Annotated in this window: 4 protein-coding genes; 2 read left to right on the top strand and 2 right to left on the bottom strand. The window is 60.7% G+C overall.

Features of this window, described 5'->3' with window-relative positions; translation table 11 throughout:
• Together PQU94_RS09345 and PQU94_RS09340 are read right to left on the bottom strand one after the other, a co-directional pair.
• Positions 1 to 257, bottom strand: a 257-nt coding sequence (locus PQU94_RS09345) for a hypothetical protein (RefSeq protein WP_272741192.1), incomplete at its 3' end; no start/stop codon positions are given.
• A 44-nt stretch (positions 258 to 301) separates the two neighbouring features.
• Positions 302 to 2,830 (bottom strand): GH92 family glycosyl hydrolase, encoded by a 2,529-nt coding sequence (locus tag PQU94_RS09340; protein ID WP_272741191.1) that lies wholly within the window; start codon positions 2,828 to 2,830, stop codon positions 302 to 304.
• 884 nt (positions 2,831 to 3,714) lie between these two features.
• Here PQU94_RS09340 and PQU94_RS09335 point away from each other — a divergent pair.
• On the top strand, positions 3,715 to 7,083 hold the full coding sequence (locus PQU94_RS09335; protein ID WP_272741190.1) for a DUF4450 domain-containing protein: 3,369 nt from the start codon (positions 3,715 to 3,717) through the stop codon (positions 7,081 to 7,083).
• 441 nt (positions 7,084 to 7,524) lie between these two features.
• Complete coding sequence (locus PQU94_RS09330; RefSeq protein WP_272741189.1) at positions 7,525 to 10,386, top strand: TonB-dependent receptor; 2,862 nt, start codon at positions 7,525 to 7,527, stop codon at positions 10,384 to 10,386.
• Positions 10,387 to 10,457: the final 71 nt, after the last annotated feature.

Raw genomic sequence — 10,457 nt, 5'->3', positions numbered from 1 at the left:
TTGGAGAATTTGAAATCCCAGGTGCCGTCCAGCGACAGGAAGCGCTTTGACGCCGATGTGTCGCCCTTCAGCGCCAGATCGCGGCTCTCGAAATTGAAGAAGGTCGCCTTCATCGGTTCGCGGTTCACCGCCACCACCTCAGGCTGTTCCCATTCGGCTGTCCCCTGCGCTGGCGGCGTTTGTGCAAACGATAGCACAGGCGCAAGCATCGCCAGCCCGGTGAGAACCGAGGCCAGCGCGTATGGACGATAAGACATGGTGTTTCCCGTGGTTGAGACGCCGTAAGACGCGTGAAAGCCGATTACTGAATGCAGGTTCTAGCCGGACCCGCAATGAACTCGAGCTCGGCCACCTGCGTCTTCGCCTTTCCGGCCATGTGCAGCCGGTAGCGGGCATAGGCCGCGGTTTTGATGTTAAACACACGCGTCATGTGGGGGCGACCAAAGACTTCCCCCTTGCGACGGTCCAGTTCGCGCCAGCGTTTGCCATCCCAGCCCTCCAGTCGCCACGCCGAAGGCATCGGCCCCTCTGCGCCAACGCTGACGCTATAGGCCTTCAGGCAGACCGGTTCGGATCGCTCAAACGTCGCGCTGTCTCCCGGCACCGCGGTCCAGGTCGTCGAGGTCTTGCCATCCACAAGCGCTGGCACCGAAGCCTTGAGCACCGCGACCGCCCCGTCATAGACCCACTGCCCCGGTGTATCGCTCATGGTGAAGGCGAGTTGCCCGCCGCCCCGGATTTGCGCCTGAGTCACATAGGGCGTCTCAAGCGGCTGACCGTTCAGCGTCACCGCGGCGATATAAGGGCGGTCCGCCCCGGCATTTGTGGCAGTGATCTCGAAGGTCTTGCCATTCTCAAGATGCAGGACGCTGCGCGCATGACGCGGCCCGTGCAGATAGTAGCGGTCGGTCGTCAGCTTTGGAAACAAGCCCAGCCGGTTAAAGACGTAGTTGGAACTCATGGCGCCAGCATCTTCATCACCGGGATAGGCCGTATCCGTGAAGTATTTGAACGTATCGCGCGCCCAGTAGGACGACTGATCCGCGCGCCCGATGGCGTGGAACAGCCACGGCGTCGAAAAGGACGGTTCATTGGTGATGTCGATCAGATGCCTGCTCAGGGCATATTCGAGGCGTTCATTAAAGCGCACACGCCCGCCCATAGCCTCGATCAGGCCGTCGAGATCATGGAGTACGCCGTAAGAATAGATCCACGCCGTGCCTTCGTAATAGCCGACATTGTTGTGGACCTTGCCGTCCCAACCGAGTTTAGGGTCGATATCCTGAAACGTCCCGTCCGGATAGCGCGGCATCAGGAAGCCACTGAAACCGTCGCTTTGCGTGGCCGGGTTCCAGATTTTTTTCCAGTTGGCCGATCGCTTGAGGAGCGTCTGTGCTTCCTCCGTGTGGCCGGTCTTTTGCGCCATCTGCGCCGCATAGTAGTCGTTCAGCGCAAAGCCCAGGGTCGATGAGCCGGATTTGGCGCGCTGATTGTTCGGTTCGGGGCTGAGATCGCCCACACCAAAATAACCGTCGGTGAGATAGCGCGGACGGCGGCGCTCAAAGGCATTGAAATGCGTGACGCGCCAGGCCTGCGACCAGTCTACGCCGTCTGCGCCGCGGATCAGCGCCTCACCCAGCACATTATCCACTTCATCGCCGCCCTGGCCCACATGGTAATTCTGGCCGCCGATAATGGCCGTATCCGCCGCCCCGAACTTGTCAAACGTATGGATCAGGCTGTTGAGGTTGGCGGTGTACGCCTTTGGCGAAATCAGAGACATCAGCGGGAACAGGGTGCGATAGGTGTCCCACAGCGTATAGTGATCGTCCCAGTTGGGCCGATTGAGCTCGGCCTTGGGCTGATCCAGAGATCGGTCGCGCGGCTGAATGGAGGCGTGATAAAGCGCGGTGTAAAAGCGTCGTGTCTGCGCCTCGGACAGGCCTGAGACTTCGATCTTGGACAGTTGCGCATTCCACGCGGCTTGCGTTTGCTGGCGCACAGCGTCGAAGTCCCATCCGGGGATCTCCCGATCAAGAAGTGCCTCAGCGGTCTCGGCGCTCGTGAAGGAGACGGCGAGCTTAACCAGCACAGGTTTTGACGGGTCGCCGTTGAAAGTCAGCCACGCACCCAGGCGTTCATCCCGGCCCGTCTGGCCTTCGTTCGCGCCCGGTTTCGCCGTCGCATTATCGAAAATGCCCCAGCGCGTAGGCGTCTGACTGACTTTTGCGACGAACCAGATGTCGATCAGGGCCGGATTCCAGTACCCCTTGGCCTTCACATGACCGACGATCTTGCCGGTTTTTGAATCATAGGTCACCTCTGCGGCTTCGGAGGCGACCAGCCCGCCGACCTTGCGCGTCACATCGATGACAAGCTGCGCCTCTTCAGTTTGCGGATAGGTCACACGATAAAGGGCCGAATAGTGGGCGGGGGTGATTTCTACGCGCGTTTTGTATCGCGCCAGATCAACCGCGTAATAATCCGCCGCCATCTCAACATTGGCCTTATCCGACAGATGGTCAGGCTCATTGAAAAGAGGCGCCCCCACCTGCGGTGACAGCAAAAACGTCCCGTAGGTCGTCACGCCGCCTGAGCCTTGGGTGTGTAACTGTCCAAAGCCGGTGATCTTTTCAGCCGGATTATAGCCGGAATTGTTGGGATTGAGCGTTTCCGGCGAGGGATGGATCGAGCCATTCGGGCGGGCCGGGCCCGGAATCGTGTCGCCCTCATTATCATTGCCAAGGCCAATGCGCAGATCGGGCAAGGTGAAGCGCGCAGGCTCGGCGATCGCCCCCGTCGGGCCGCAGATATAGGCACATATCAGCAAACTCGCGCCTATGGATCGCCTCATCACCGCCTCACCCATTGTCATTTCTTGTTTTACCTGACGAAAAAGACGGGCCAGCAAGATCTGCCGGCCCGCACAGTCAGGATGAGTGCGACGAGACCGAAGGGAGGAGCCCCGCCGTTACGCCTACTCAGTTATCGGGCTGCGAAATGCCACTAAAGCAACCCAATGCCGTTATGTCCGCACCGGCGGACGAACCTCTGTCAAACGCGCCTCAGACGGGCGACGCAGGATCGCACACCCCTTCGCCTTACCCACCTATTGGCCTGACCTTTCCGCAAGCTGAAGCGAAGCGTTGACCAATTTGGCCTTCAATTGATAGATAGGTAAACCAATTTTGGCGGTTTGGCAACAGGTCTGGAGAGCGCCCGTCACAGAATTAAATGTCTGTTTTAAAGATGTTTTATTTATAACGACCGGTCACCGCTATTTTTCAGGGCTTCAGTTCTGCACGTCTGCGCACGCAGCGATGCCCTCGCCATTTGGTAAGACCTAAATCCTTTGCACGTAAATCCCTGCCGTTTAGCCCGCGCCGTTTGACGGGACACACCGAGCGGTTTTTTAACGCCTATCCGGCTTGTCACGTGTCTATATGTATAATATCATCCCGATATGAGAGTTTCTTTCCGTCCCTAAGACGTTCTGCAGACGTCTTTTGGGTCAGAACCGTGTTCCGGTCGCCCACTCCCTGATGCGGAGCACATACTTTTCCAGCCTCGCCTGAAAAGGCGGGGCTCTTTTTTTGATCTGTGAAACGGTTTATACCGGACGGGGAGGAATGAGGCTTGAGACCGCGCCTTCGTCTCTATATTTAAAATGCAATCCTATAAAAATAAAACCGGAAAATGCCCTCAGGAGTTCCTATGCCCCGCCTGCGTCCCTCCGCCCTCGCCTGCCTGCTGCTTTTCTCTTCGGCTCTGACCGCCGCCCTGCCCTTTTCTCAGGTCCAGGCTCAGGCCCCGGCGGCCACAGGCGGCCTGCGGCCCAATCTCGATGGTCAGATTTCGGCACCGCTGCGTTACCGGCCGGACAAGGGCGATTTCGTCATCCGTAATGGCACCGAATATTTCAATCGTGCGCTCTATGGGGGGCATACGGCCTTTCGTGTCGATGCTGGCGACAAGCCGGAATTTTCGCTCTACCTGCCCGGACGCGGCGGCAATCTGCGGCTGGGGCTGCGGACCGCCGCAGGCATCAAGTGGATTAATGACGCGCAAAGCACCGAGAGCCGCTATCGCCCCGGTGAGATGCTCTACACAATCCGCGATCCGCTGATCGGTGCGACAGGCCGCCTTGTCATCGAAGTCATTGCCGACCACGCCAGCGAAGGCCTGTTGCTGCGCGCCAGCGGAACCGCCCTGCCCAGGGGCACGGAGCTGGTCTTTGGCTATGGGGCCGGTAACGGGCAGCGCGGCAATCGCGACGGCGATATCGGCACCGAAAAAGTGCCGATCAGCCAGTATTTCCAGTTCAAGCCCGACTATGCCGACGGCACGCGCTATGACACCGACACTCAGGTCTTTCATGCCGACAGCCGCACGGCGGGCCTGACCGGCACGGTATCCGTCCCCGCCGCACTGAAGCTGTCCGATGCCACAAAATGGGGCGATGCGGCACAGCTTCTGGCCTCTGACGACAGCGCGCCTATACAGGTGGTCACCGGCCATGTAGCGCTGGGGACCAGTCCGATCTATCTGGCGATACAGGTGACGCGGCGCGGCGCGGCCGAGGAACTTGGCACCTATCGCGATGTGACGGCGGGCAATTCAGGCGCACGGTCCGAAACCCTTTCGACCTCCCCCGCCTATGCGGCCTCCGAACTGGCGGCGCGTTTTGAAGACGCCCGCCGCCATTTTGCTCAGATACGCAATCGCGTGCGTACCGAAACCCCCGACCCCTATCTCGATGCGGCTATTGGGGCGCTGAACATTGCGTCTGACGGTCAGTGGGATGAGCGCGACGGCGGCGGCATCATGCACGGGGCTATTGCGTGGCGGGCGCGGCTTCTGGGCTGGCGCGGGCCCTATGCGCTGGATGCGCTGGGCTGGCACGACCGCGCACGGCAAAATTTCAGCGTGTGGACGCGCAAACAGAACACCAGACCCATTCCCGATTTCGTCGCCCCGCCCGAAGAGAAGACCAATCTGGCGCGCAATCCGGACGGGCTGCACACCAATGGTGACCTGTCCAACACCCACTACGACATGAATATCGGCTTCTTTGACGCGATGTTCCGTCATCTGTTGTGGACGGGTGATCTCGAATACGCCAGACGCGTGTGGCCGGTGATCGAGCGGCATATGGCGTGGGAAAAGCGTCTGTTCCGCCGCGAATACGGCCCGGACAAGCTGCCCCTCTATGAGGCCTATGCCGCCATCTGGGCCTCGGACGATATGCAGTATTCCGGCGGCGGCGTGGCCTATACGACGGCCTATAATCTCTATCACAACCGCATGATGGCGCGCCTCGCCGCCCTGATCGGCAAGGACCCGACGCCGTATCAGACCGAGGCCGCTCTGATCGAGCGGGGGATGCAGACCTGGCTATGGATGGAAGATCGCGGGGCCTATGGGGAATTCCGCGACTATCTGGGCAAGCAAATGCTGCACCCCAGCTACGGCCTGTGGAGCTTCTATCACAGCATAGACTCCGGCGCACCCGATGCGCTTCAGGCGGCGCGCATGGCGGCCGATCTGGAACGCCGTCTGCGGCCGCTGCCCGTGACTGGCGAAGGCGTGCCGAATGACCGACCCTACCGTATGCTGCCCTCGTCGGACTGGATGCCCTATAGCTGGTCGATCAATAATGTGGTGATGGGCGAAAACCTGCACACGGCGCTGGCCCTGTGGCAGGCCGGGCGGCCGGACAGCGCCTATGACATTACGCGCGGCAGCCTGCTGGCCAGCTTTTTTATGGGCATAGCGCCCGGCAATGTCGGCAGCCTCAACTATCTCGACGTCTATCGCCGGGAGTCGCAACGCGACTTTGCCGACGGCACGGGCGTCATGGCGCGTACCGTGGTGGAGGGCCTGTTCGGCGTGCGCCCGGATGCGCTCAGCCGCACCCTGACGCTCAGCCCCGGTCTGCCGCCGGAATGGGACCGGGCGCGACTTGTCCATCCGAATCTGAGCTTTGCCTATCGGCGCGCCGGTCAGACCGATATCTGGACCGTCACCCCTTCGGACCGGCGCTTTAGTAAAGCCTTGTTCGACCTGCCCGTGCGGCGTGACCGCGTGGCGCGCCTGACCGTCAATGGCCGGGCGGTGCGATGGGACGCCCCTGAAGGCATAGGCGCGCCCAGGCTGCGCCTTGAAACGCCGCTGACGGGCCGCACCGAGGTACGCATCGTCTGGGCCGGTCAGGCCATCGACCCGGCACGGGCCGACAAGGTGCCGGAAGCCGATCCGGCCTTTACGGCCATGTATCAGGGCCAGTTTACGTGGCTGGCCCCCAAGAGCGCGACCCCCGTTCTGCCCGCCTGCCCCGTGACCGCCCCAGCCTGGGCCACATCCCCCCAGACCCTGCGCACCGAAGCCATCGACCTCAGCGCTGCCTTTAATGACAAGGTGACCAACCTCTTCCAGCCGGGCAAGTATCGCTCGCCGCGCTCGCCCTTCGTGTCGCTGGCCATGCCGGCGCAGGGGATTGGCGCGTGGGCCGGGCACGTCAACGCCACGGCGACGATTGACGACGCGGCCTTGCGTCAGGCGGGGGGCGAGATCACGACCACCAAGGGCTTGCGCTTCCGCACGCCCGCCGAGGGCAACAATATCGCCTTCGCCTCCCTGTGGGACAATTATCCGGACGAGGTGAGCGTGCCTTTAAGCGGACAAGCGAAACGTGCCTTCCTGCTGATGGCGGGATCGACCAACCACATGCAAAGCCGCCTGACCAATGGCGAGGTGATCGTCACCTATACAGACGGCACCAAGACCGTGCTCATCCTGCGTAATCCGGAAAACTGGTGGCCGATTGAGCGCGACTACTTCATCGACGACTATCAGTTCCGCCTGTGCGGCGAAGTGCCGGTGCGCGTGGACCTTAAGACGGGCAAGGTGCGCACACCGGGACCCGACTGGAAGGGGCGTGCCGACCGCGAGAGCATAGAGGGTGGCGCGGCCAGCGTTTTGAGCCTCGACCTTGATGCGAACAAGACGCTGCAAAGCCTCACCGTCCGCGCCGTCGCCAATGAGGTGGTTATGGGTCTGATGGGCGTCAGTCTGGAGCGCTGACCGCTTTGCTCCCGGATGGGCGTCAGCCCGGATACGCCGATGTCTCTTCGGGACGACGCGCCTTTGGCCGAAAAAACGATTCATTTTGTCAGACCAATGTTGAAGGCTGATCTGTAGGTTATCTGGCACGAAGTCTACCTACTTCCGAGGCAACGTCGCGGGAGACGCAATATTTGTCACACAAATATGCACATTTATAACATTATAAGTGCCTCCTACAGCGCTAAATCAAATCCCGCCACTTTCTATCTGCTTGTTTTTATTGAAAAGCAGGGTACGTACGGGCTTACCCTGACCAAAAAGAGACGGTTATACAAATATTGGACTGACCTAATTGACAAAATAAATCTGACCCCTGTAAGAATGTGAGCGTTACCATAAAACAAGACGGAAGGGCCCGCGCCCGCAGAACCGTCACCACTTTCCAACGGGAGGAGCCCCATGATACGTCAAAACACGCGCGTTCTGCGCGCGACCCGCCTTGCCCTTTTGTCTGCTACCATTCTGGCCGGTTTCAGCTTCAGCGCAGCGCAGGCCCAAAGCGCAGACACCCCCACCGCCAGTGCGGACGTCACCGAAGTTGTGGTCACCGGCTATCGTAAGAGCCTTCAGGACGCCACGCGCGCCAAACGCAATTCGGTCAATTTTTCGGATTCCATCTTTGCGCAGGACATCGGTAAATTCCCCGATCTGAACCTCGCTGAATCCCTGCAACGCGTACCGGGCGTCCAGATTTCACGCAACGGCTATACGGGCGAAGGCACGCAGGTGAATGTGCGCGGCCTGGGCGCCAGCTTCACCAAGATCGTGCTGAACAATGCCGGCGTGGCGGTGGCCTCTGACGGCGGCATCGACGGCGGGGCGTCCAACCGCGAAGTGGACCTCGACCTCTTTCCATCGGAACTGTTCACCCGCCTGACCGTCTCGAAAACCCCGACGGCCAGCCAGCTTGAAGGCGGCATGTCGCTGGTCAATCTGCAAAATGCCCGCCCCTTTGACAACAAGGGTCAGCATCTGACGGTATCGGCTTCGGCCTCCTACGGCGAAGCCTCCGGCGACGTCTCGCCGCGTGGAGCCGTCACCTTCTCGAAAACCTGGGACAGGTGGGGCGTGCTGGTCGGTCTGGCCGGTTCGCGTCAGCGCACCCGGTCGGACGGCTTTGACTCGGTGGGCTGGACCAATGCCAACCTGGCGTGCCCCACGACCGACACGGCGTGCAGCAACGCGCAGGGCAACAATTTCAGCTTCGCCACCGTGGTGCCGGCCAATGCCGGCAATGGTCTGACCACTGGCGCTACCCTCGACCTGAACGCGCTTCTGGCCCTCAATCCCGGCCTGACGGCCAATCAGTTGACCAATGCCATGATCCCGCGCCTGGGTCGTCTCAACTATGTGGATGGTCACCGTGACCGCCTGACCCTGATCACGGCTGTTGAATATCGCCCCTCGGACACCCTGCGCTTTGCGCTCGACATCATGGCCGCGTCGGCCAAGGGGGAATACGACCGGTCGAGCTTCAACTGGTTCGTGCGCAACTCCTCGACGGCCGCCACCGGCGGTATGGTGCCGATCAATCTGAAGGTCGATGCCAACAATGTGGTCACCTCAGGCACCTTCGCCAATTCGGCCATGTTTGTCGAAGCGCGCAAGTTCGATGAGCGCCTCGACTTCGTCAACGTCAACCCCAGCGTGGGTTGGCAGATTTCGCCGAAACTGCGCCTTGATGCCGCGGCCAACTACACCCATTCGGTCTTCTTCCGTGAAGCCCCGAGCTTCCTGTTCAACACGCCGTTTAACTCCGGGCTGACGATCCAGTACACCAACGACGGCATTATCCCGACCATCAAGCCGAGCCGCAATATCGCCGATCCCAACCTCGGCTGGACCTGGAACCGTGTGAATATCCAGAACGTCAAGCGTTCGACCTATACGGCCGGTGCCCACGCGGATCTGACCTACGACTTCGAGAGCGGTGCATCGCTGAAGGTCGGGGCGGCCTACGACGAGGCCGATCGCAAGATCACGGCCTTCGACAACTCGGCCAACTACCAGACCGCCACCTTCGCTGCCGTGCCGCAAAGCGCCATCGCCAGCTATCTGGGCGTTGGGCCGGCTTCGGACTTCACGCACATACTCGACGGCACGCCGGGCTTTACACAGTACATCCTGCCGGACCTCAACAAGCTGAAGGCCGCCACCAACTATGCTGCGTTCAAGAGCGCCGCGCCTTTCACCAACAACTCGGCGCTGGGCACCCCTTCGGGCGTGATCAACGAAAAGAACAAGGGCGCCTATATCGAATACAACACCCAGGTGCCGCTTGCCGGTCTGGTGTTCAAGGTCAATGCGGGTGTACGCCGCGCGGTGACGGATCAGACCGTGACCGGCCCGGTCACCGTCAACGGTGTGCGTCAGTTCGTAACGGCCAGCACCACCTACAGCGCCAACCTGCCGTCGCTCAACGTCTCGACCATGGTGACGGACAAGCTGCTGCTGCGCGCCGCCGCCTCCAAGACCCTGACCCGCGCCAATCCGAACAATCTGCTGCCGGGCGTCAGCTTCTCTGATCCGTCAGCGCAAACGGCATCTGCGGGCAACCCGTCACTGCAACCCTACTATTCGGACAATCTCGACTTCGGGGCCGAATACTACACCGGAGGTCTCGGCTACGTCAGTCTGGCCCTCTTCAAGAAGACCGTCACCGGCTACACGGTCGTGCAGCAATCAACGCGCAAGTTCACCGACCTCGGTATCGACTTTGCGTCTCTGACGGCCCAGCAGCAGCAAGCGATCAATGACCGTGGCGGCCCCGCCACCGCCGATGTTTTCGTCAACCAGCCGGTCAATGTGAACACCATCAATCTGACCGGCGTCGAACTGGGATGGGTGCAACCGCTCGACTTCATCGTTGACGGTCTGGGCTTCAGCGCCAACTACACACATCTGGACGACGAAAAGGACGGGGCAGCGGCGCAGCTTTCGCCACAGACGGTCAATGCCACTGCCTATTATGAGAACGACCTGTTCTCGGTCCGCGCCAGCTATGTGTGGTTCGACGAACGCATCGCCGCGGGTGCCCCGCAAAACGGGCTGCTTCTGCCTCTGATCGCGGCGGACCGGGCCCAGGTCGATCTGTCGGCCAGCTACAATACCGACTGGTTCGGTCAGAAGGGTCAGTTGACCTTCGAAGCCACCAACATCACCAATGAGCCGTTCCGCACCAACTTCGGTTATGCCAACGCGGCCTACAGCCACTTTAACCCCGGCGCCACCTATCACCTCGGCTGGCGCAGCAAGTTCTGATCTGTCTCCCCGAAACGTCCCTCTGGGCGGACAGGCTTTTCCCGGCCTGTCCGTCTTTTTTTCTTTAGGAT

The organism is Asticcacaulis currens (genome assembly GCF_028550395.1).
GTDB classification, from domain to species: Bacteria; Pseudomonadota; Alphaproteobacteria; order Caulobacterales; family Caulobacteraceae; genus Asticcacaulis; species Asticcacaulis currens.
This window is presented reverse-complemented; position numbering and strand designations above follow the sequence as displayed.

Bases quoted from the DNA above. Each gene is read 5' to 3' on its own strand.
- PQU94_RS09335 (WP_272741190.1), top strand. From the start codon at position 3,715: ATGCCCCGCCTGCGTCCCTCCGCCCTCGCCTGCCTGCTGCTTTTCTCT.
- PQU94_RS09330 (WP_272741189.1), top strand. From the start codon at position 7,525: ATGATACGTCAAAACACGCGCGTTCTGCGCGCGACCCGCCTTGCCCTT.